The 21,527-nt window shown below is 50.6% G+C and carries 22 protein-coding genes and 1 pseudogene; 17 read left to right on the top strand and 6 right to left on the bottom strand.

Annotation, left to right across the window (positions count from 1 at the left end; genetic code table 11):
- Positions 1-4: 4 nt before the first annotated feature.
- The 11 genes from DVA43_RS08650 to DVA43_RS08605 are packed head-to-tail and all read left to right on the top strand — an operon-like array spanning position 5 to position 12,436.
- The gene (locus DVA43_RS08650; RefSeq protein ID WP_114315285.1) at positions 5-742 is read left to right on the top strand and encodes a phage tail protein; all 738 of its coding nucleotides are present in this window, start codon (positions 5-7) and stop codon (positions 740-742) included.
- Between the two features lie 40 nt (positions 743-782).
- Complete coding sequence (gene gpG, locus DVA43_RS08645; protein WP_114315284.1) at positions 783-1,199, top strand: phage tail assembly chaperone G; 417 nt, start codon at positions 783-785, stop codon at positions 1,197-1,199.
- A gap of 8 nt (positions 1,200-1,207) precedes the next feature.
- A complete protein-coding gene (locus DVA43_RS08640) occupies positions 1,208-1,516 on the top strand; it encodes a phage tail assembly protein T (RefSeq protein ID WP_114315283.1) in 309 nt (102 codons plus the stop codon).
- On the top strand, positions 1,497-4,190 hold the full coding sequence (locus tag DVA43_RS08635) for a phage tail length tape measure family protein (RefSeq protein ID WP_114315282.1): 2,694 nt from the start codon (positions 1,497-1,499) through the stop codon (positions 4,188-4,190). The genes DVA43_RS08640 and DVA43_RS08635 overlap by 20 nt, the downstream gene beginning before the upstream one ends.
- On the top strand, positions 4,190-4,651 hold the full coding sequence (locus tag DVA43_RS08630; RefSeq protein WP_114315281.1) for a hypothetical protein: 462 nt from the start codon (positions 4,190-4,192) through the stop codon (positions 4,649-4,651). Before DVA43_RS08635 ends, DVA43_RS08630 begins: the two co-directional genes overlap by 1 nt.
- On the top strand, positions 4,648-5,136 hold the full coding sequence (locus tag DVA43_RS08625; RefSeq protein ID WP_114315280.1) for a DUF1833 family protein: 489 nt from the start codon (positions 4,648-4,650) through the stop codon (positions 5,134-5,136). The genes DVA43_RS08630 and DVA43_RS08625 overlap by 4 nt, the downstream gene beginning before the upstream one ends.
- A 55-nt stretch (positions 5,137-5,191) precedes the next feature.
- On the top strand, positions 5,192-5,746 hold the full coding sequence (locus DVA43_RS08620; RefSeq protein ID WP_114315279.1) for a hypothetical protein: 555 nt from the start codon (positions 5,192-5,194) through the stop codon (positions 5,744-5,746).
- A gap of 3 nt (positions 5,747-5,749) precedes the next feature.
- The gene (locus tag DVA43_RS24705; protein ID WP_158649781.1) at positions 5,750-5,920 is read left to right on the top strand and encodes a hypothetical protein; all 171 of its coding nucleotides are present in this window, start codon (positions 5,750-5,752) and stop codon (positions 5,918-5,920) included.
- A gap of 33 nt (positions 5,921-5,953) precedes the next feature.
- Entirely contained in the window at positions 5,954-6,334 is a 381-nt protein-coding gene (locus DVA43_RS08615) for a nitrite transporter (RefSeq protein ID WP_114315278.1), read from the top strand.
- Entirely contained in the window at positions 6,331-9,420 is a 3,090-nt protein-coding gene (locus DVA43_RS08610; RefSeq protein ID WP_114315277.1) for a host specificity factor TipJ family phage tail protein, read from the top strand. Before DVA43_RS08615 ends, DVA43_RS08610 begins: the two co-directional genes overlap by 4 nt.
- Before the next feature lie 52 nt (positions 9,421-9,472).
- Complete coding sequence (locus tag DVA43_RS08605; RefSeq protein ID WP_114315276.1) at positions 9,473-12,436, top strand: tail fiber domain-containing protein; 2,964 nt, start codon at positions 9,473-9,475, stop codon at positions 12,434-12,436.
- 169 nt (positions 12,437-12,605) lie between these two features.
- Here DVA43_RS08605 and DVA43_RS25095 read toward each other — a convergent pair whose 3' ends face one another.
- Both DVA43_RS25095 and DVA43_RS08595 read right to left on the bottom strand, forming a co-directional pair.
- On the bottom strand, positions 12,606-14,984 hold the full coding sequence (locus DVA43_RS25095; RefSeq protein WP_246842291.1) for a glycosyltransferase family 2 protein: 2,379 nt from the start codon (positions 14,982-14,984) through the stop codon (positions 12,606-12,608).
- A gap of 198 nt (positions 14,985-15,182) precedes the next feature.
- Entirely contained in the window at positions 15,183-15,809 is a 627-nt protein-coding gene (locus tag DVA43_RS08595) for an NUDIX hydrolase (protein ID WP_114315275.1), read from the bottom strand.
- A gap of 233 nt (positions 15,810-16,042) precedes the next feature.
- Here DVA43_RS08595 and DVA43_RS08590 point away from each other — a divergent pair.
- From DVA43_RS08590 to DVA43_RS08580, 3 genes and pseudogenes are all read left to right on the top strand, one after another.
- Positions 16,043-17,163, top strand: a protein-coding gene (locus tag DVA43_RS08590; RefSeq protein WP_087451024.1) for an IS3-like element ISSen4 family transposase whose coding sequence is annotated in 2 segments (ribosomal slippage) — positions 16,043-16,301 and positions 16,301-17,163 — 1,122 coding nt in all. Because the reading frame shifts where the segments join, the coding sequence is not laid out codon by codon here.
- A 235-nt stretch (positions 17,164-17,398) separates the two neighbouring features.
- Positions 17,399-17,569, top strand: a pseudogene (locus DVA43_RS08585) (isocitrate/isopropylmalate family dehydrogenase); the annotation flags it as partial.
- A 227-nt stretch (positions 17,570-17,796) separates the two neighbouring features.
- A complete protein-coding gene (locus DVA43_RS08580) occupies positions 17,797-18,246 on the top strand; it encodes a carboxymuconolactone decarboxylase family protein (RefSeq protein ID WP_103823797.1) in 450 nt (149 codons plus the stop codon).
- 110 nt (positions 18,247-18,356) lie between these two features.
- Here DVA43_RS08580 and DVA43_RS08575 read toward each other — a convergent pair whose 3' ends face one another.
- Positions 18,357-19,208 (bottom strand): nitroreductase family protein, encoded by an 852-nt coding sequence (locus DVA43_RS08575; RefSeq protein WP_114315273.1) that lies wholly within the window; start codon positions 19,206-19,208, stop codon positions 18,357-18,359.
- Between the two features lie 129 nt (positions 19,209-19,337).
- Between DVA43_RS08575 and DVA43_RS08570 the strand changes: the two genes are divergently transcribed.
- Both DVA43_RS08570 and DVA43_RS08565 read left to right on the top strand, forming a co-directional pair.
- A complete protein-coding gene (locus DVA43_RS08570; RefSeq protein ID WP_114315272.1) occupies positions 19,338-20,240 on the top strand; it encodes a LysR family transcriptional regulator in 903 nt (300 codons plus the stop codon).
- A gap of 33 nt (positions 20,241-20,273) precedes the next feature.
- Positions 20,274-20,528, top strand: a complete 255-nt coding sequence (locus DVA43_RS08565; RefSeq protein ID WP_114315271.1) for a hypothetical protein — start codon at positions 20,274-20,276, stop codon at positions 20,526-20,528.
- Positions 20,529-20,564: 36 nt separating this feature from the next.
- Here the strand turns inward: DVA43_RS08565 and yncL are convergent, their stop codons facing one another.
- The gene (yncL, locus tag DVA43_RS25325; protein ID WP_071886459.1) at positions 20,565-20,657 is read right to left on the bottom strand and encodes a stress response membrane protein YncL; all 93 of its coding nucleotides are present in this window, start codon (positions 20,655-20,657) and stop codon (positions 20,565-20,567) included.
- A 361-nt stretch (positions 20,658-21,018) separates the two neighbouring features.
- On the opposite strand from yncL, the gene DVA43_RS08555 reads away from it, so the two are divergent.
- On the top strand, positions 21,019-21,267 hold the full coding sequence (locus DVA43_RS08555; RefSeq protein WP_032617669.1) for a GlsB/YeaQ/YmgE family stress response membrane protein: 249 nt from the start codon (positions 21,019-21,021) through the stop codon (positions 21,265-21,267).
- Positions 21,268-21,318: 51 nt separating this feature from the next.
- Here DVA43_RS08555 and DVA43_RS25320 read toward each other — a convergent pair whose 3' ends face one another.
- Positions 21,319-21,372 carry a hypothetical protein gene (locus DVA43_RS25320; RefSeq protein ID WP_369522040.1) on the bottom strand — a complete coding sequence of 18 codons (54 nt, stop codon included), beginning with the start codon at positions 21,370-21,372 and terminating at the stop codon, positions 21,319-21,321.
- Positions 21,373-21,393: 21 nt separating this feature from the next.
- Positions 21,394-21,492 carry a YoaK family small membrane protein gene (locus tag DVA43_RS08545; RefSeq protein WP_103179242.1) on the bottom strand — a complete coding sequence of 33 codons (99 nt, stop codon included), beginning with the start codon at positions 21,490-21,492 and terminating at the stop codon, positions 21,394-21,396.
- Positions 21,493-21,527 lie beyond the last annotated feature (35 nt).

Here is a 21,527-nt window from a genome sequence, read left to right as displayed (position 1 = left end):
AATCATGCCAACACCGAATCCGCTTGAACCCGTAAAAGGGGCTGGCACAACGTTCTGGATCTATGACGGCTCAGGCGATGCGTATGCCAATCCGACCAGTGACACTGACTGGACTCGCATGGCAAAAATCAAAGACCTGACTCCGGGGGAACTGACCGCGGAGTCCTATGACGACACCTACCTTGACGATCCAAACGCGGACTGGGCAAACACAGCGCAGGGCGAGAAGTCAGCTGGTGAGGCCAGTTTCAATCTGGCCTGGAAACCTGGTGAATCAGGGCAGCAGTCTCTGGTGGACTGGTTCTACAGCGGCGATGTGCGCGCCTACAAAATTAAATACCCCAACGGGACGATCGACGTATTTAAGGGATGGGTCAGCGGCCTCGGTAAAGCTATCCCGGCGAAGGAAGTCATCACCCGTAGCGTGAAGATCAGTAACAACGGCAAGCCATCGCTGGCGGAGGAGACGCGCGCTCCTGTCGTGCCGGTTACCGGGGTTTCGCTCGATAAAGCAACCCTGACTGTTGCCGCCGGGGCGTCTGACACCGTTAACGTCACTGTCAACCCGACTGGCGCTACAGACAAATCTTTCCGTGTTGCCTCCTCCGATCCGGCGAAAGCGACAGTTACCGCCAGCGGCGATGTCCTGACCATTACCGGCGTAGCCACAGGCTCTGCTGAAATTATCGTGATGTCCAACGACGGTCTTAAAGTCGCAATCTGCAAAGTTACCGTTTCCTGACCGGCGGGGCGCTGGCCCCGTCATTTTCCTGGAGTATTCCATGAGCTTTCTGAAATCTGAGCCGTTCACCTACAACGGCAGCACCATCCAGTTGTTTGAGCTGTCAGGCCTGCAACGTATTGAGCATCTGCAGTACCTGGCGAAAGAAGATAAATCGCTACCGAAAGATGAAGGTGATGAGGATTATCTTACTGCCCGGGTAAGCAGCAATCTCCGGGTAGGGGCGCGACTGATCGCAATGTCGCTCTGGCAGGGGGATACCTCAAAAGATGTTGATTCACTGCATCATGAGGTGCTGTCCGGCTGGCCGCCGGGAATGATTGGCGCTGGCGAGCTCTTTGTAAAAACGCTGTCTGACATGATCCCTGTACCGGAACCGGAGAACGAGGTGGAAAACGCAGACACAGTGGCGGAAGAAGAGCCTATCAGCGCGGAAAAGCCCTTGCCGGTGAGCTGAGCTTTGTGATGAAGCTGGCGCGGGAGTTCCGGCGTCCGGACTGGCGCGTCATGCTTGCCGGCATGTCATCAAGTGAGCTGGCGGAATGGGGGCGCTACTATCAAAAGCAGTATTTTGAAGGTGATCTTCTGGATACCCATTTCTCCCGCTTTAGCCATCTTATTGTCTCAATGCTGTGTACAGAAACCGAATTAACGCCACGTGACTTCAGCCTGCTTAACCCACCAGAGCAGGAAGATTTGCCGATGGATGATGATGTAATGATGTCTGTGGCGGAAAGCCTGGGAGGAGTGCGCTATGGCCCAGTCAGTGGGTGATCTGATCGTTAATCTTGACGTTGATTCGGCTAAATTTACTGAGCAGGTTACCTATGTAAATAAGCAGCTGAAAGGAACAGGCAAAGCGGCAAATGATGCAGCCTTGCAGGTTCAGCAAGCATTTTCGAAGCAGGAACTGGCTGCAAAGCGAGCCGGAATTTCTGTCGGTCAGTATTCTTCCGCGATGCGTACCCTGCCGGCGCAGTTCACTGATATCGCGACGCAGCTGGCCGGCGGGCAGAGCCCCTGGCTGATCATGCTCCAGCAGGGCGGGCAAATTAAAGACCAGTTTGGTGGTCTGCGGCCTATGTTCAGCGCTTTGTTGGGAACGATCTCCCCTGTAATGCTCGGAGTAGGCGCGTTATCTGCTGGCACCGCGGCGCTGATGTACTCGTATTATCAGGGATCCAGCACACTCTCTGAATTTAATAAAACGCTGACATTGACCGGCAATACAGCTGGCCTGACAGCAGTTCGCATGCAGATCATTTCGGCTGCGGGGGAGAAGGCGGGGCTTACGTTTAACCAGACCAGCCAGGCACTGACGGCGCTGGTTACTGCAGGCGTTCGCGCGGGTGCTAACTTTGAAGGGCTTGCGATCTCGGTTGCGAAATTCACCGATGCATCCGGTCTGCCGGTCGATAAGGTGGCTGAAGCCTTTGGCCGTATGGTTAACGATCCGGCATCAGGGCTGCTGGCGATGGCGCAGCAGTTTCACAATGTCACCGCTGAGCAGATTGAATATGTCGCCGCTCTACAGCGCTCAGGAAACGAGGCGGGCGCACTCCAGGCGGCAAACGAGGCCGCGACCGCCGGGTTCAACAGGCAGACTGCCAGCATTCGCGACAACATGGGCACGATCGAATCCGCTGCCGATTCCCTGAAAAATGCGTTTAAATCCATGTGGGATGCGGCGCTGGATATCGGCAGACCGGATACCTCTCAGGAAATGCTGAGTAAGGCAGAAGCGGCCTTCAAGCGGGCCGATGACATCTGGAATTTGCGAAAGAGTGATCGCTATGTCAACGATGACGCGCGCGCCCGCTTCTGGAACGACCGTGAGACCGCCCGCCAGGCGCTGGATATGGCTCAGCAACAGGCCCGCAATTCTCAACTCGCCCAGGAAAACGCCAGTCGTGAGGCAGGACTGGAAGCCGATCGCCTCAAGTACGCGCAACAGGCCCAGGCGAATTACAGTAAATCGCAGACGGCTCTGGAGAAGTACACCGATCGCCAGAACGAACTGAACAAGGCGCTGAAAGAGGGGCGGATCCTCCAGGCTGATTACAACATCAACCTGGCGGCTGCGAAAAAGGAATACGATGATTCGCTGAAGAAGCCGGCGAAAATCACGACGCCGGGCGGCGCAAAACTTACCGACAGTACCAGTGCCCAGACTCTGGAATTGCAAGCTCAGCTGGAGGTATTGCGGCAGCATTCCGGACTCAACGACAAGATCAGTCAGCAGCGCAAGCAGTTATGGAAAGAGCAGGCCAAATTCACTGTACTCGAGCAAGCAGCGAAAACGCGGACGCTGACTGATGATGAAAAATCTGTACTCGCCAGTAAAGATAAGGTTCTCGCGCAGGCAGAAATTAATGCAAAACTTGGCGATCAGATCGTCATACAGGAGCGCCTTAACCGCCTTCAGGACACATCGCAGAAATATGTGACCCAAATGGGTGAGAAAACGCGGGCGTTGGCTGACAGTGCTGGCATGAGTAGCCGTCAGGCGCAGCGCCGCCTTGACGAGGCTCAACTTTTGCAGGGATGGAAAAATGCAGGGGGAAATGAGAGCGACAAGGGGTACCAGAATGAGTTGACCGCGCTCAGGAATTACTACAGTCAGCAGGATGCGATCAGGCAGAACTGGCAGGCTGGTGCCTTAACATCTATGGCGAATTTCGCTGATGAAGCTTCTAACTATAACCTGACGGCCGCTAACGCAGCATCTTCGTTGCTTAATCAAACAACCAACTCAATGGCTAATGCTTTTACCGGAATTATCACCCAGGCGAAATCTGTCGGTGATGCTTTCAGCAACATGTTTGCTGGCATGGGTGAGACGGTAATCCAGACGCTGGCGCAAATGGCTGCACAGTGGTTGGTTTACCAGGGCGTTCAGTTGGTAGTGGGTAAAACTGCTCAGGCTTCTGCTACTGGCGCCATGATTAATAACGCTACAGCAAGTTCATTAATGGCACAGTTAAATGCCTACGCATCCACCGCCGCAATTCCGGTATTTGGTCCCGCAGCGGCCCCTGGTGCAGCAGCCGCCGCCGCTGCAGCCACAGCACCTTTAGTTTCCGCTATATCGGCGCTTTCTCTTGCTGGCATGGCACACGACGGTCTCGATAAGGTGCCAGAAACAGGTACATGGTTACTTCAGAAAGGTGAGCGAGTCGTTAAATCGAATACCTCAGCAAAACTTGACGCGACTCTCTCCGATATTCAAAAGCAACGCGAAAATAGCTCATTACAGGGTCAATTCAATTATTCACCAACCATTCAGGTTAATGGTGATCCTGATGAGCGGACAATTGCGATGATGGAAGCGGCTGTGAAGCGCGGGGCGACCCAGGGCTTTAACATGGTCGTAAATAGTTTGTCCAAAGGGCAGGGGAAAGTTCATGACGCGGTTAATGTCATGTACGCAAAAAGGAAGGCACGATAATGGCTGATATTTTCTACCCTAAGGAATTACCCATTCCATTAAAAGATGGGTTTGGATTTGAGCCAGTGAGTCCGGTCCGTCGCACTCCACTAACTTCGGGGCGTTCCCGCCAGCGCCGTCTTTATACATCCGTTCCAACACAAGCGAGTGTGAAGTGGTCATTTAAAAAAGATAACGAAGCTCAGTTGTTTGAGGCATGGTTTCGTGATGCCCTAACAGATGGTGTTGCCTGGTTTTACATGCGTCTGAAAACCCCATTGGGGATACAGCCGTATAAATGCCGTTTCGTCGATATTTATCAGGGGCCAATTCTGGCGAGCGGTAAATTCTGGCAATTTACCGCAACGCTGGAATTGTGGGAGAGACCGCTGCTTCCACCGGGCTGGGGGCTTTTCCCTGAGCTGGTGGCGGGGTCGGATATTATCGATCTGGCTTTGAATAAGGAGTGGCCCGAAGCATGACCAGCGCAGTTCTCAACCGACTTTACGCATCCGGCGGTGATGAGGTGATTCTGGACACGCTGCAGATCACTGTCGGCGGACAGAGCTACTGGCTGACCCGCGGATGGGACGATATTAATGTTACGCTTGAAACAGGCGTTGAGGCGACATTTACCGGATCGGCAATCGACGTGGCATTGCCGGCGCGTAATTCCGACGGCACGCAGGATCTAAAATTCGCCATCAGCAATATCGATGGCGTGGTTTCAACTGCCATTCGCAATGCACTTGATAACCTTTCCAGTGCTTCATTAACGTTCCGTCGGTACGTTTCCACGGATCTGTCTGCACCCGCAGCGCCGCCGTTCACCCTAGCGATAAAAGAGGGGTCCTGGACCGCAACAGAGGTGCAGATCACCGCTGGCTACATGAACATTCTCGATACCTCGTGGCCGCGCTACCGATACACACTGACGGACTTCCCGGGCCTTCGTTATTTAACTTGATGCTGGCCCTTCCCAAGGCTCAATATTCCTTCTCACCTTACTTGAAGGAGGATTTATGCTCGGGTCTCTAAGGGATGTTGTTTTTGACGTTGCAAAACATGAGGTTGGACACTGGCTTGCATGGCATTGCTATGGTGGCTCTTCATCTGGTATCGAAGTTAAAATATTATCGATTAAGGGCAGGCATACGGGCGCATTTATCCCAGACATGGAGTGGGAAGTATCCACATTGGATGATGCCTGTAATTATGTAAAAGCCAGATTGCTGTGCCTCCATGCCGGCATTTATGCGCAATCTTTTCTCGGTGATATTTATGACGCAGAACGTATAGGCCGTGAGTTTAACCACCTTGGCGCAGCAGCATCTGATTTTCACCGCAGCGTTGAGCTTGCCTGGGCTTACTGCAACTTGGCAGGCCGCTCAGAGCAATACAGTGCCGTTTGCAGCGAAATAGATCAGGAGGCGGCCAGTTTGGTTGCGGAAAATTTTGGATTTATTAAACATGCAGCGAAAGCGATATCAGACATGGCTGCTTACGAAGGTCAGCTTATTAAGCTTCCTGATTATGAACTGCAATCCATGTATGAAAAATTTAAACATCAGAGGTGATGAATGGAAAAATTAACGCTATCCGTAAAATTTGATACCACATCATTAGATGAAGCTATCGAAAAGGTCAGAACCTTAAAAAAAGAATTAAGGGAGCTTGGACTGCCTTATTTTACCGGTAATCCTTTGGCTGGATATCAGTTACAACAAGAAGAAAAAGCCACCAACCAGTAAGCCGCCTCGAGCGGCTTTTTTTATGAGGCGACCATGTTCAACCCTGATAAATACCGTTCAGTTACCTGGCTGAAAGGCGGTCGCGCTTTCCCCGCGCTCGACTGCTTTGGCATCGTTAACGAAATTCGGCGTGATATGGGCCTGATCCCCTGGCCTGAATTCTCCGGGGTCACGAAAGACGACAACGGCCTCGATAGAGAGGCACGCGGGCTGATGGCTGACCTGAAGAGTTGCGGGCCTGTTCCGGGCGCGGGCATTGCCTGCTATTCCGGCTCCGTGGTGACCCATGTCGCGATCGTCGTGGAGATTGACGGCGTGCTGCATGCCGCCGAATGCAATCCCCGCACTAACGTGACCTTTCTGCCGCTGGCGCGGTTCGCGCGCCGCTTTGTCCGTGTGGAGTATTATCAGTGACGATACGAATCTACCCGTCCCGGCTGCCCAGCGAACCTCTGGAAACCCACCATCATGAAACCCTGACACTCAGCGCCTGGTTTGCACAGAACGTTGAGGGATGGACTCCGGAGCAGCAGCACCCCGTTGCGGTTGAAATGGACGGCGTTCCGGTGCCGCCGGCAGACTGGGCACTGTGTGTCATTCGCCCTGACAGCGATGTCCGGATGTACCCGATTCCCTACGGTACCGGTGCGGAAATCGCGCTGTGGATCGCCGTGAGCGTGGCGGTAGCCTCTGCCGCATACTCCATCTACATGATGAGCACCATGCAGACTGGCGGTGCTAGCCAGCCGAGTAATGGTGACCAACTGGAGCTGAATCCGGCAAAAGCCAACATGGCCAGGCTGGGCGATCCCATTCGCGAGGTGTTTGGCCGCTACAAGGTGTGGCCGGATTACATCGTCCAGCCTGTCAGCCGCTTCGATTCCGCTGACCCCAAAAAATACTCGACCAGCATGTTTTTATGCGTGGGCGTGGGTGACATGGCGCTCCCTGCATCGGCGTTAAAGATCGGCTCCACCCCCACATCAGCGTTCGGCAGTGATGTCAGTGCCACCATCTATCCTCCGGGGGCGAGCGTCTTAGCTGACAGCCGTTCCGAGAACTGGTTTAACAGCGGCGAGGTGGGTAATACAACGTCGGGAACGGCTGGTCTCGATCTCGGTTCAACGGGGCCTCAGACGGTGAGCATTATCTCTGACGCCATTCTGGTCAGCGGAAACACCATTACCCTGATCGCGGCCAGCGCCAGCGACGGGGAGACGGAGATCCCGGCGGCCTGGGTGGTCGGTACCGTGGTCAGTGTCGTGGCACCAAATTCATACCGGGTCATCAACTCCGGCGGCTACAGCGTGATTTATGGAGATGTCGAAGAACTGGCCCCGGTTGTCGGGATGCCTGTGTCAGTGGCGTTTAACGAGTCAGCTTACGATCTGTTTATCGCCAGTTACGCTGCTGGCGTGCCGGCGGTACCGGGCGTGGGAGGGGCAACCGCGAGCATAACCGCCAGCGCTGCGCCCACCACTTACGATTTCACGGCAACACCGGTCACGTTCACGATCGGCTGGAAAGGCACGACGTATGCGATCTCGCTAATTACCAGCTACGTCACCATGTCCGGGCTGGTGAACACCATCTCAAATCAGTTAACCGGTTCAGGCCTGGTGGCACGAGATAACGGTGGTCGCCTGCAGATTGCTGAGGAGAGCAGCCCTTTCGCCGGCGGCGCAATCAGCCACAGCGCACTGCCCGTTTCTGTTTTCGGCAGCACCCCGGTTGATGTTGTGGGTGTTGCGTCGACTGGCGGTACCGCAGCTATTGAAGCGCATATCACGCTCGCGTACAACGGTGCGACAGGTAAGCCGTTCACCGGCATCCCTGATGGTGTTCAGCGGATCGGTATCGGCTATGCCGACGGCCAGTTCCGCATTACTGATATCGATGATCAGACCATTACGGTTGAGCGGGTGATCGTCACCCAGGACGCTGGTGGTAATGATGTTGTCACCATCGACGCTACCTGGCCGGGATTCACGGAGCGCACGCTGCTTGATTCTCAGGTCACCGGCGTTAACGATGATTACGCCTGGCTGGGCCCGTTCCTTGCCTGTCCGGACGGAGAGACGACGACGGCCATCGAAAACAATTTCATTTTCCCTAACGGCCACATCCAGTACAAAAAGAACGGGGATCCGCAGTCACACACCGTGCGGGTGCTGGTGCAGTACCGCAATGCGGCCACCGCAGGGGCATGGTCGCTGGTGGTTTATAACTTCACAAACAAAACCGCAGATGGCCACGGTTATACCCGGCGCATCAGCGGACTGGCGGCGGCGCAGTATGAGGTACGCGTGCGGCGCACAACGAAAATTGGCGGCTCCAGAACGGTGAACAACCTTTACTGGCAGGCGCTGCGCTCGCGGTTGAGCAAACGTCCGGGAAGTTATGCAGGCGTGACCACCCTGGCGCTGACTGTGCGCACCGGCAACCGCCTGGCGGCTCAGTCCGATCGCCGCGTCAACGCTATCCCGACCCGGCTTTATAACGGGCATCCTTCACGCAGCATCAGCGGTGCGTTGTACCACGTCCTGGAATCTCTGGGTTTCCGCCCTGAACAGATTGACCGCGCCGCGATTGACGCACTCGAACAGACCTGGTGGACGCCCCGCGGGGAGACGTTCGACTGGGCGACAGGGGACAGCAAGTCGGCGCTCGAAGTGTTGAAAATCATCACCGGGGCAGGGATGGGGTATTTCCTGCTGTCAGATGGTCTGGTGTCCGCCGGCCGGGAAGGGGTGAAAAACTGGACCGGGATGATCACCCCCCAGGAGACCACCGAAGAACTGCAGACCGCATTCAAGGCACCGAGCCAGGATGATTATGACGGCGTGGATGTCACGTATATCAACGGCACGACCTGGGCTGAAGAAACCGTTCAGTGCCGGCAGTCCGGAAATCCGACACCAGTGAAGGTGGAGGATTACAAACTGGAGGGAGTGGTGGATCAGGACCGGGCATACCGGATTGGCATGCGCCGGCTGCTGGGCTACCAACTGCAGCGCCTGCAGCACACAACCAGTACGGAGATGGATGCGCTCTGCTACCAGTTTATGGATCGCATCATCCTGGCCGACGACATTCCCGGCAGCCAGACGCTGAGCTGCCTGATCACCCGAATGAGCTGGGACAGCACCTTAATCACCCTGACACTCAGCGAAGCGCCTGACTGGAGCTTTACCAGTCCGCGCGTCGTGATCCGCCATCAGGACGGAAGGGCTTCGGCGCTGCAGGTTCCCACAAGGATCGATGATTACACCCTGAGCATACCCTACAGCGCTGCGCTGGCACCGGATGAATGGGAGATGGACAGCCCGTATATCGAGCCGCCGCGCCTGCTGTTCTGCTCGTCGTCCCGGGTGGGGTATGACGCACTTATCGGGGAGATATCCCCCGGCAGTGACGGCACCAGTAGCGTCACTGCCATTCAGTACCACCCTGGTAAATATCAGTTTGACGACGCCAGCTATCCCGGCGATGTCGCATAACCCTCAATAATTATTAACCCGCTTCGGCGGGTTTTTTATGCCCGGAGCGAGCATGACCAAATACGCAACGATGAATCCGCTGGGCTCTACAAGTCCGTATGATTTGTTCGATAACGCACAGAACTTCGACATTGCTTTAAACAGCATTACCGCTGCGATCTGGCAGGACCGTCTGGGACGCAACCGAACGACCTTCCGTGGCATGGAGTTGCGCTTCAACCTGTTTATCCAGAACTCTGGTTACAAGGTTATTGGCGATTATGAAGATGGCCCACTGACCATCACCGAATACAACCAGCTGATACGTTACGATGGCGAACTCTGGAAGCTGACGGCAATCACGAACATTCCCTTTACGACAAGCGGAACAGATTCTGCGTCATGGGTGACTGATTCGTCTCATTTCGTCAGTGTGGGTGATGCAGCCCTGCGCCAGGAACTGTTCAGTAACGAGATGGTGAATCTCTCCCCGCTCTATTACGGGGCTACGGGAGACGGGGCCACAGACGACACCGCAGCGTTTGGGAGTCTGGAAAATGAAACAGCAGGGCGAGTTATCGATCTGGGCGGTCGCGCATATGCAGTAACCAGGCCGTTCTATAAAAATGAGTATATCAATGGCTCGTTCATCATTGACGGGTCGAAACATCCGGTTGAATTTTCCACTGCCAGCCTGAAACTGAAAAAACACTGCGGTAGCTTCTTCACTGGCGATCCAAATATCTCCGGTCAAACTGCGATTTTCCCGGGAGCGGAGGGGACGTTTCAGGGCATTTGCGCCGTGACCACCCCGGCAGGCGTGAAACTATACGTTACACAGCGATCAGCGGTTGCCGACCCGAGCGAACCGTCATACGGGAACTTCCTGAAGGGGGAAACCTATCGCATTGTCGAGTATTCGCTCAAGGAAGACGGCTCTGAAATGCTGGCGACAGCGTTTTCTCAACCACTGAACACCATGGGCCATGCGTCCATGCTCAGTGCCAGAATGGAGGGCACGCAGCTTTATTTCTACTCCGGCGCGCCAAACCAGTCTGCAACGGACACTACACTGGGCGGTAAGGGCTTTACCCGCATTCGCTGGAATGGATCTGCAACTGCAAATAGCGACGTGACGTACTACGAGCTGTTTGATCAGCCGTCTGTGGCCGATGGTATTTATAAAAATCTGAGTAAGGGGAGTGTGGTTCTGTCGGCTGATGGTTCGACCCTGGCAATTGTCGCCGATGATGATTTGCAGGGCGGATACACCGCTCTGCTTTACAGTCTGGATGCGGTTCTTGCAGCGGGCACACCAAAAAATGTCACGCCGCTGTCTGAATTTAATTTCCCAATGTACCGGGGATACACCCTTCAAGGCGTTACGCTGACCGCTGACTCTCTGATTATCTATTATGCCGCTCCAGACAATAGCGCTGCGCTGCGTGAGTTTGACTTCAACGGAAACCAGCGAGCAATGGTTGATAATATTCAGCTGATAAAATCGCTATACACTGAGGCTCAGTATAAATCCGAGGTTGCGCTTGTCCTGGAGCCTGAAGGCTCGTTCACAATAGCTGGCGATCTGTATGTCGGTATTCGTGAGATCTGGAATGCAGTGGGCACCGTCGTTTCTTACAACGGGAAATTCTACTCACCGCGCGCTGCGACAACCGGAAATTCACCAGCCAGTTCGGCCTACTGGTGGGAGGTCAATGACAACGGGGCGTCCACGCCTTATTCCGCTACGACTGCGTATACAGTAACCGGCGTTCGCACAAAGAATAAAAAGCACATCTTCAAGCTCGGATCTCTCGTTGAGGCTGGTACAACCCCGTTGCAGGGGACGCCACAACTCAGGTCTGGCCCAAAACTGAGTAACCCTAACCTCGACTATGCTCCAGACGGCAATTTTGGCTGGCGGCGCTGGGTAGATAATCTTAAATCATGGCTTTATACCCTGCATGTCAGCGATACCGGGAACTTTCGTTTCTATGATACATCGACTGATTCGCTGGGTGGCGCGGCGATGATGATCGGCCTCTTTGACCGTAATGTGGGCGGGGTGCGTAGCCATTTCGCCCGTATACGCGGTGGGGAGAGTACCGGTGGCAACCTGTTCCTGTATGCTGCTGATGACGCCACTAAGCCTGGCGCGATTGTCGAATACGTTGGGCCAAATAACACAACGTCACGTGAAACCAACCAGTACGGCGAGACGGTAATCCGCTCGAACACGGATGCTACCAAGATTCCTTTACGGGTCGACGCGCAGGGGACGGGCGACTTCATCCGTGGCAGTCGATATGACACTGTGTATTTCGGTATCAGGGCATCAACGGTAGGGACAACACTGACCTCCCGAAACGGCAACACTCTGATATTCGGGGCGACACAGGATGAGGTGGGCGGGGGGAATATTGCCCTTGCTGTTTTGAGTCTTGCGGATATGGCCCTCAGACCATACGCCGACAACAATCTCGACAACGGTAAAGTCAACTACCGCTGGAAACAGGTTTTCGCAACAAACAGTTCCATTGGCACTTCCGATGCCACCCACAAAACTGAACCGCGCAACATTGCCCAGGCCGAAGTCATTGCGTTTGCTGCCATCGCCCGTCTGCCGAGCGTGTGGCGGTGGCTGAGTAAATATCAGGTTGAAGGTGATGATGCGCGGCTCCACGCAGGGCCAACTGTCCAGGCGGCTATCGCGATTATGGAAGCGAACGGGCTTGACTGGAGTCGTTACAGCGCATTCTGCTACGACGAGTGGGAAAACCAGTATGAGCCGGTGCTGGCCCTGCGGAAGGTTGAAAAGGAGGTAATGGTCGAGCGTGAGGGGTTCGAATACCCTGAATGGGTGGAAGTGGACGAAGAGTATGACACTGGCGAAAAAGTTCTGGTCAAGCCTGCCGGGTCGGTCTACTCCTTCCGCAAGGAGGAGTTGCTCTGGTGGTGCCTGCGGGCAATGACGCAGCAGTTTGACAGTCTGGTGGAGCGAGTCGCCAGGCTCGAGTCTCAGTTACATAAAATATGAGTAAGGGATGCCGCTTAATCTGCTATCACAACAAGGGAGGAATCATACAAAAAATATAATGGAATTTAGGGGGAGGTAGCATGCATTAGGAATGAGAAGATAAAGAGTCCCACCCGATGTATTGGAATGAAAAAAAAAGCCCGGCGCGAGCCGGGCGAAATTATCAAAATCAATTTATGTGAGAACAAAAGGTTTTGAAATCACCATCTAATAAAGAAGTTAGGAATTTTTGCTGATTGCCATAAATTTTGTTAATGTCAACGAAGTGACTATGAGACGAAAAAGAAATATGGATAGCATTGAAAAATGCCATCTTTTCATTGATGCTTAAATTCTTTTTATTTATTATTATTACTAATATTTCGATACAGATTATAAGCCAAGCATTGTACATTTTTGTTTTTTCTCCATCGTCTTTTTTACAAAGAAGAATATGAAGAAAACATGTTTGAAGTACGAATAATCGGTCCATTGCGGAAAATGCTTTTTTTGATAAGTGTTCTTCGTCGTGGCTATTGAGTATGTAATAATCTTTATCCGAAAGAACTGAGATATTTTCAGCAACTGTTAAAGCATGGCATGAAAAAATCATGTCTTCATAAACAGAAATGGATGGTGTAAAAAGAATGTTGTTGGCTATCAGCATCTCCCTTCGGAACATCTTGAAGATTTTTAAAGATCTAAATAAATGATTTTTTGTAATATCTGCTTTGTTGGCATTTTTTTTAAATGGTCTCACAGGTATTCCACGACCTGTAGAAGAGGCCTGCTTGAAATATACGATGTCACTGTTGTTATTTTTAGCAATCTCTATGCCATCCGAAAGTAAATCTGGATGAATAGTGTCATCAGAATCTAAGAAAAAAACATAACGTCCGCTGGCAGATTTTATTCCTTCATTTCGTGGGGCCGAAGCGTTCCCAGAACTTACACTGCGTTTTATTATTTTGTAATTTATATTTTTGTCAATATGATATTCAATTGCAGCAATGCTTTTATCTTTTGAATTATCATCGACAAATATAACTTCAAATCTTTTTCTATCAAAGGTTTGGGAGTTAATTGAATCAATACAATCGAGTATAAGTTTTTCACGGTTATAAACTGGAACTATAATAGAAACATCAATGTTAGATAAGGAATCTATTTCTTTTATTAATCTTTGTACTCTTGTTAATGATATAGCAAGACATTCAAACACATCCAAATCAGAAGCCAGTCTTTCCTTTTTACCGTCGAAGGAAGTGGTAAATTTACTTTTGTCACTTCTTTTTATTAAATCTACAGATATCTTACCTTCCTGTTGAGGTATAAAATCTAGAGCGAATTTAATATCCTTGTAACTAAAATCCACGACAAAACAGATGTTTTTATATGTCCACGTCTTAATTACATACTCATGTGTATCAGAGTGTTTAAAGAACTGTAAAATATCAAATGAGATGTTGTTTAATTTCATTTCATTAATTTTAATGTTACTCACAATATTCTGAGACCTTAGTTCAGTAATTAAGCTGAGGGCAAGAAAATCGCTTTGATCAGCCGTTTTGTTTTTTATGTCATAAGATGCAAATGAATCATCCCAATATATGATGTTTGAAAGATGAAGTTCATTTAATATTTCTATATCATTTTTTGTCATTACTGGGTGAAATGTATTACATCCATCCAATGTATTTGCGATGTTCAACTTTGTAATTCTTGGAGCGCCTTGGAATGGTATAAATACTTTTAAGAATTTTCCGTGTTCTCTGTTTTGCTTGTATGTTAACCTCAGCGTTGATTCCGTGCCATCTATTTCAGAGTATTTTAAATTGCAGTGTGTATTATAAGAGTTAACATAAAAACCTAAACATGCGTGTCTCGGGTCAATCTCCAATTTAAAATCTGAAGTAACACTAGTGACACCCATTTCAAGAAGACTGTTTGAAAAGGTCTTTTTGTTTTCACCTTTCCGCCAAATCTCTTGAATTATGAAGTTTTCTTTAAAATTAACGCACTCTACTTTTCTATCATGGTTGAAGTTTAATAACTCACAACCAATAATGTTCCCTATTTCATGCGCTATTTCTCTTTTTGGGTGAGCAGGGTGTGGCTCATAAACGCTTTCGACACTTTTCCCATCAAGAAAAATGGTCAGTATCTTTCTTATATCTATGAACTGTGCGCCAACTTGGCGAGCTAACTCTTTCCTTGATGCATAGACTGTAGATTCTTCATGAAAGCACCAACTGTTTGTGAAACCCAACACGATCAGACTTGTTTGAGAGGCTATGGTAGAGAAAATCTCATACATCACGCGTTCGTTTCGCTCAGTGCTGCGATAGCCTTTTGCCTTAAAAGCATACTCTTCGTCATTAGGGATTGAGTCGAAAAAAACATGGTCGTATTGTGTAAAATCTATCGACATTTTTTCGGCGAACTGAATTCCGGGTGACGCACCCACAGACATGTTTACAACCTCATGTCCCTTTAGAGCGTCGGTCAATCCGTATGACCACCCATTTTTGAGAATGGAGTTTGACGTGCCTAAGATCAATACTTTCATTTATTAAACAAATCCTGAAGAAATTCATTAACGTTATCTGAATCAGATAATGGGTTTAGAAGTTTATCGGCAATTATCATGGATTTCTTTACCTCTTTGTATTTTTTACATTTTTTGTAGGGTGTTCAAAAAAAAATCAACCACTAATGAAATGAAAATGCTAATATTATATAAAATCAATCAGTTAAGTGTTCTTTTTCAGTCGAACCAGGCCTGTTTGTCGCCGAGTGCTATATCAATGCTGGCTGCAATCTCCTCTTTCACGATGCGCATTACCGAAAGCTCGGGCAGATTGTTTACATCAAAGAAAGCAACCTCAAGTGATTCATAACTTGTTGTGAGCTCACCGCCCAACTCTTCGCACAGGAAAATAGTCTTATACACATGCCAGGGGTACGGAGGGTGGTTGTATTTATTGCGATCCCAGATGCCTAACAGTTTAGTGGCCTTTACCAGTAGTCCCGTTTCCTCACGAACTTCACGGCAGACAGCTTCTGAAGGCGAGTCGCCTACATCAACCCATCCACCAGGCAAGCACCAGAGGCCATCGTCAGCTTCCCGAACCATAAGTAGCTTACCTTCTCGAAGCACGATGGCCCGCACATCTGTTTTAGGTGTGGCGTATCCATCATCAGGGATATGCATTTTAGCAACGGTGTCAACACTGAGGTCAAAACGGGATGAGAGCATTTCAAAAGCGATCTCCCGCAGGGTCTGGTAACGCTCCTTATCAAACACTCCTGATGAATACGTCAGACCGGTCTGGGCTATTGCCTGAATTCGTTGTGCGATGATTTCGATATCGTTCTGGGTCAATTCGGCCACTGTCAAACTCCTCTAAAAAAACAAGCCCGTCACAGTAACCCCGAAGCAATCTGTAAGTCCATATTCATTTCAGTGATAGGCGTAATTGGTTTGTGGGGTTTATGGGGAAGGGCAGTTATCCGAAGACGAAGGAATCAAAAGAGAGATGCTGCAGTATGGGTATGACCTGCTCCCCGTTGATTAGTACACCCCGATGTTAGTAATGTCTTCATAAGCCACATGAGGACATCCCCATGAAGAAGCGTTTTTCCGACGAACAGATCATCAGTATTCTCCGCGAAGCCGAAGCTGGGGTACCCGCCCGTGAACTCTGCCGCAAGCATGCCATTTCCGATGCCACGTTTTACACCTGGCGTAAGAAGTATGGCGGTATGGAGGTGCCTGAAGTTAAGCGCCTGAAGTCGCTTGAGGAAGAGAACGCCAGACTCAAGAAGCTGCTTGCCGAAGCCATGCTGGATAAAGAGGCGCTTCAGGTGGCTCTTGGGCGAAAGTACTGACGACAGACCAGAAGCGGGAAGCCGTGATGTTGATGTGTGATGCGACCGGTCTGTCGCAACGTCGTGCCTGCAGGCTTACAGGTTTATCCCTGTCGACCTGCCGCTATGAGGCTCACCGTCCGGCTGCTGATGCGCATTTATCAGGGCGCATCACTGAGCTGGCACTGGAGCGCAGGCGTTTTGGCTACCGTCGTATTTGGCAGTTGCTGCGCCGTGAAGGGCTTCATGTTAATCATAAGCGCGTGTACCGGCTTTATCACCTCAGTGGCCTGGGCGTAAAACGCAGAAGACGTCGTAAAGGGCTGGCAACAGAACGTCTGCCGCTGCTCCGTCCGGCGGCGCCCAATCTGACCTGGTCGATGGATTTCGTCATGGACGCACTTTCCACCGGTCGCAGGATCAAGTGTCTTACCTGCGTCGATGATTTCACAAAGGAATGCCTGACGGTCACTGTTGCCTTTGGGATTTCAGGCGTTCAGGTCACGCGTATTCTGGACAGCATTGCACTGTTTCGAGGCTATCCGGCGACGATAAGAACTGACCAGGGGCCGGAGTTCACTTGCCGTGCACTGGATCAATGGGCCTTTGAGCATGGTGTTGAGTTGCGCTTAATCCAGCCGGGCAAGCCAACGCAGAACGGATTTATTGAGAGCTTTAACGGACGATTTCGCGATGAATGTTTGAATGAGCACTGGTTCAGCGATATCGTTCATGCTAGGAAAATTATTAATGACTGGCGGCAGGATTATAACGAATGCCGCCCGCACTCCACGCTGAATTATCAGACACCGTCTGAATTTGCAGCGGGCTGGAGAAAGGGTCATTCTGAGAATGAAGATTCCGACGTTACTAACTGAGTGTTGTATCTAATCGGGGGGGCAGGTCAGGTAGAAGTGATGGGCGGGTGTGATTTCCGGAAGGAGCTACGCAAAGTTTTAAGCATAGCGCCGGCGCCTTGCGCCTAAAAGTGGTTATCAAAACTCTAAACTACTGTCGCAAAAACAAGGGGTTATAAAGCAGATCAAATAATCCCTTAAAGCTGATTTTGCCTTATAATTTTATTATAAAGTAATAGCTTACAAAGATTGCTTGGAACTACTGCTGCGTCATATGGAATGGTTCGAAGCCGCAGACCTGATCGTTAAAGGTATGGAAGGCGCGATCAACAACAAGACCGTGACTTATGACTTCGAACGTCTGATGGAAGGCGCTAAGCTGCTGAAATGTTCAGAGTTTGGTGACGCGATCATCGAAAACATGTAATCCTTATTCTGGGTTGTATGCGAACGGGAGCCTGATGGCTCCCGTTTTTTATTAGCATTCTTGCGCTGCTGCGGATGCCCTACCTTCTTACTCCCTCTTTGTCTCTTTTATTGATGCCATGAATGGCTAATATCGCAACGTCCGGACAGACGTGCTGATGCACATCCGTCGTCGCGTTTGAATAACAAACACAGGCTTACCCGAACATCGCAAAAAAGGAGATATGCATGAAGCGTCCAAACTGGTTTCAGGTTTCTGCTGAGGGTGGAAAGGCTATGGGAGCACTTCATCATTACGCTACTACCGGGACAGATTTGCCTGCCGATCTGATTCATCTGGTTTTTTTACGTGTTTCACAGATTAACGGTTGTGCGCACTGCATTGATATACATACGCGCGACCTTATCAAGAGCGGCATGTCCGTCGAAAAATTGGTCCTAGTGCCGGTGTGGCGAGAAGCGACCTACCTTTTCTCGGATGTGGAGCAAGCTGCGCTTGCATGGGCAGAAGAAGTTACCCTTATCAGTGAAACACACGCTTCTGATGAAGCCTATTCCGCAGCGCTTGCTCTATTTGGTGAAAAAAATCTGGTTGAACTGACCATTGTGATTGCCACCATGAATGCCATCAATCGGATGGGCATCAGTTTCCGCATGAAGCCGCTCGCTAAAGCCTGAAATCATACCCGTTGGTTTAGTTTCACTTTGTGCGTACAGCAGATCTTAGCCAGACCGCAGAGGGCTCAAATAAATGAGCCCTGAATTTAGCTGGAGATTGATAAATCCCGTTATTTTAATTTGAAACCGCGCTGCATGACCGTTTCGCGTAAATTGATTCGCCCGCCGAGGTAATCCATGCTGGTCGCGGAATCAACGACGGAGCCGGCCCAGGTTTTGTCGCGCATACTCTGGCGACGACGAAATGCCTGATATGCATTTTCATAGCCTTCAAGGTACGAGCGATAGCGATCCTGTTGGTATTGATTGTAATGGAGCAACATTGGCTGAGCCGGTCGCGGGCGAATGCTGCTGGTTCTGGCTCTGTCGGGCCACCCGGTTGCCATGCCAAACGTGACAAAGCTGTACTCAGGCAGGTTGATGATTTCCGCCACCTCTTTAGCGATATTACGCATCACCCCGAGATAGACTATTCCTAAGCCTATGGATTCCGCTGCAACGGCAGCGTTCTGGGCGGCAAGCGCGGCATCAATCGATGCCATCAGAAAAGAGTCGAGGTAGTCGAGCACAACAGGTTCTTTACCGGCATCTTTTGTTATTCCTGCCCCTCTCGACAGATCTGCTACCCAGAGGAGCAGCACGGGTGCTTCTTCTATCCACGGGATACGATCCACGGGCACTGAACGTGCAACGGTATCTGAAATACGCTGTTTAAGCGCCGGGTCCGTAACGGCTACCAGGCTCCACTGATTCAGGGCAGAGGAGTTTGAGGCTGATTGCGCCGCAGCGACCATGGTCTCAATTGCCCCATCCGGGAGAGGTTCAGGCAAAAATGCCCTGACAGATTTATGGCCCAGCAGGGCTTCAACTTGTGGCGTCCAGATAATGTTGTCTGGTTTGGGTTGCTCAACACCGTATCGGGCTTCCAGCAACGCCTGTTGTTTTGCAGTAACGTCAGTCATGGTTTTACTCTCCTTCGGCAAATTTCATGACCGCAGGATAGCTGGAGTTGCCACACGGATAAGCCCCCCATTTACGACTTCAGTTTCCATGTGTGTGCACAATCAGTTGGCATACTTTAAAATAGAGTCATGGATCATCTGTTAGCTATACGCATATTCCAGCGCATCGTAGAGACGCGCTCTTTCACAAAGGCCGCAGCACACCTGGATTTGCCGCGCTCCACTGTCAGTAAGAATCTTCAATTATTAGAGGAACATATAGGCACTAAGCTGATACAGCGCACGACACGTACTGTCACCTTAACGACTGAGGGTGCCGAGTATTACAGAAGGATCAGTAAGCTCGTCACTAAACTTGATGAAACCGAAGGTGCCATTCGGGATATGGGCGCCGCCGCGAAAGGAAGGCTGCGCATCGATCTTCACTCCTCGCTGGCGAATTTTGTCCTGATGCCGGTACTCGAAGAGTTTCGTGAACGCTATCCCCATATACAGCTGGCGCTTGGGGTGGGCGATCGCCCGGTGAATCTCATCGAGGAAGGTGTTGACTGCGCCATTCGCGCAGGTGAGCTGACGGATTCTTCTCTGATTGCGCGAACGCTGTATAAAGATCGCTTAATCACCTGTGCAAGCCCCGGCTACCTGAAACAGTATGGCGTACCCAAGAAACTGACGGACCTTGAAAATGGACATAAAATCGTCGGCTATTTCAGTGCTGCAACCGGTGAGGCCTGGCCGCTGCGTTTCATGAGCAGGGGAGGCGAAAAACAGTTGGCAGCATTTGATATCGCCGCGAATGACAGTGCCGCGCTGATAACTATGCTTGTTCACGGTATGGGCATCGGGCAAACACATGCTTCCGTAAGCCGTCGCTTTATAGCATCGGGTGAACTTGTTCCTGTTCTTGAAGACATTACGCACAGACAATTTCCTGTCTCAATTATTTACCCGCCAACAAAGCCGTTAAATGGCCGATTGAGAATATTCATCGACTGGATGATTGAGAGATTTTCTGGAAATAGTGCCTGGTAGGAAGTCGTTTTTTATGGTTACGCAGGAGGAATAATGCTTGATGATACAGCGCTTCGCCGCATTGCCGCAGGTGAACTCTCCGCGGTTACGCCAGCAGAGCTTGCCGCCGAACTTCTGACTATCCGCCAGGAGAACGCCCGCCTGAAGCAGCTTCTCGCAAGAGAAGTGAAGCTCCCTTATGTCAGCGCCAGCCCGGTGTGCGATATCGAGGCCGGATACGCGGCAGGCGTCACCGACAGCAAGGAGGCGATACGTCGGGCAGGGTTTTTAATCGAAGGGGATGATTAAAAGATGAAACCCGGCGAGATGCCGGGTCTGCTCACGTTAAAACCAGTTAAATTTGTCCGAAAGTATAAGCAACAAGGAACTGGCACAAACAAGGTTAATACAAATCACGAATCTGCTGGAAACATTCATGTTATCAATACCATTATGGCTGTACTGGGATTGTACTAATAAGCGTAATCGCAAATTCCAGAACGTCAAATCGCAGGATAACAGGCAAAAAAAGCCCACGAAACGTGGGCAAGTAATACTGGAAGCAATGTGAGCAATGTCGTACTGAATACCTGAGTGATTTGCTCAACTATTCAGTGTTGAGAAAGATAATGTTTCTCATTAACGATTGCAACCCTATCTTTTGTGAGGGACGCCCTTTGTGGACTTAATCTTAAAATCTTCACGTGATGGCTATCACAAACTTGCATTTCTGAATCCTGTGCTAAGCTTTCTGTGTACTTGATTTGACGACAAAAACCATACAGAGAGGAAAGCAGTTATGGGAATCATATCCTGGATTATCTTTGGGCTTATTGCAGGTATTCTGGCGAAGTGGATCATGCCGGGCAAAGATGGCGGTGGGTTCATCGTTACGGTCATTCTGGGCATCATCGGTGCCGTAGTGGGTGGCTGGATCAGTACCCTGTTCGGATTCGGCAGAGTCGATGGCTTTAACTTCGGCAGCTTTATGGTTGCAGTAATTGGTGCGCTGGTGGTGCTGTTTATTTACCGTAAGGTAAGAAGCTAACCCGACACACTTCAGAAAAAAGACCGCCGATGGGCGGTCTTTTTTCGCGATTTACCACCAGCCTAACTGGCTTCCGGCCACGGCCACAATGGCGACAATCAGCATGATAATCGTCGTTTTTCTCATTTATCCCCCAGGCGCAGCGTAGCCGCCGATAAAAAACCACGTTAAAAACACCACCGCCGTGATAAAAATCACGATCGGGAACAGAATACCAAGCCGCATGCTATCACCTGTCCTGAAATACAAAACCCGTCGAG

It is taken from the genome of Leclercia sp. W6, from assembly GCF_003336345.1.
GTDB lineage: Bacteria > Pseudomonadota > Gammaproteobacteria > Enterobacterales > Enterobacteriaceae > Enterobacter.
Note: the sequence above shows the minus strand (reverse complement) of the source record. Positions and strands in the feature narration are given on the sequence as shown.

What these genes read in the sequence shown, in the direction of transcription:
- DVA43_RS08650 (WP_114315285.1), top strand. Translation starts at nt 5, where the DNA reads ATGCCAACACCGAATCCGCTTGAACCCGTAAAAGGGGCTGGCACAACG.
- gpG (WP_114315284.1), top strand. Translation starts at nt 783, where the DNA reads ATGAGCTTTCTGAAATCTGAGCCGTTCACCTACAACGGCAGCACCATC.
- DVA43_RS08640 (WP_114315283.1), top strand. Translation starts at nt 1,208, where the DNA reads ATGAAGCTGGCGCGGGAGTTCCGGCGTCCGGACTGGCGCGTCATGCTT.
- DVA43_RS08635 (WP_114315282.1), top strand. Translation starts at nt 1,497, where the DNA reads ATGGCCCAGTCAGTGGGTGATCTGATCGTTAATCTTGACGTTGATTCG.
- DVA43_RS08630 (WP_114315281.1), top strand. Translation starts at nt 4,190, where the DNA reads ATGGCTGATATTTTCTACCCTAAGGAATTACCCATTCCATTAAAAGAT.
- DVA43_RS08625 (WP_114315280.1), top strand. Translation starts at nt 4,648, where the DNA reads ATGACCAGCGCAGTTCTCAACCGACTTTACGCATCCGGCGGTGATGAG.
- DVA43_RS08620 (WP_114315279.1), top strand. Translation starts at nt 5,192, where the DNA reads ATGCTCGGGTCTCTAAGGGATGTTGTTTTTGACGTTGCAAAACATGAG.
- DVA43_RS24705 (WP_158649781.1), top strand. Translation starts at nt 5,750, where the DNA reads ATGGAAAAATTAACGCTATCCGTAAAATTTGATACCACATCATTAGAT.
- DVA43_RS08615 (WP_114315278.1), top strand. Translation starts at nt 5,954, where the DNA reads ATGTTCAACCCTGATAAATACCGTTCAGTTACCTGGCTGAAAGGCGGT.
- DVA43_RS08605 (WP_114315276.1), top strand. Translation starts at nt 9,473, where the DNA reads ATGACCAAATACGCAACGATGAATCCGCTGGGCTCTACAAGTCCGTAT.
- DVA43_RS25095 (WP_246842291.1), bottom strand. Translation starts at nt 14,984, where the DNA reads ATGAAAGTATTGATCTTAGGCACGTCAAACTCCATTCTCAAAAATGGG.
- DVA43_RS08580 (WP_103823797.1), top strand. Translation starts at nt 17,797, where the DNA reads ATGAAGCGTCCAAACTGGTTTCAGGTTTCTGCTGAGGGTGGAAAGGCT.
- DVA43_RS08575 (WP_114315273.1), bottom strand. Translation starts at nt 19,208, where the DNA reads ATGACTGACGTTACTGCAAAACAACAGGCGTTGCTGGAAGCCCGATAC.
- DVA43_RS08570 (WP_114315272.1), top strand. Translation starts at nt 19,338, where the DNA reads ATGGATCATCTGTTAGCTATACGCATATTCCAGCGCATCGTAGAGACG.
- DVA43_RS08565 (WP_114315271.1), top strand. Translation starts at nt 20,274, where the DNA reads ATGCTTGATGATACAGCGCTTCGCCGCATTGCCGCAGGTGAACTCTCC.
- yncL (WP_071886459.1), bottom strand. Translation starts at nt 20,657, where the DNA reads ATGAATGTTTCCAGCAGATTCGTGATTTGTATTAACCTTGTTTGTGCC.
- DVA43_RS08555 (WP_032617669.1), top strand. Translation starts at nt 21,019, where the DNA reads ATGGGAATCATATCCTGGATTATCTTTGGGCTTATTGCAGGTATTCTG.
- DVA43_RS08545 (WP_103179242.1), bottom strand. Translation starts at nt 21,492, where the DNA reads ATGCGGCTTGGTATTCTGTTCCCGATCGTGATTTTTATCACGGCGGTG.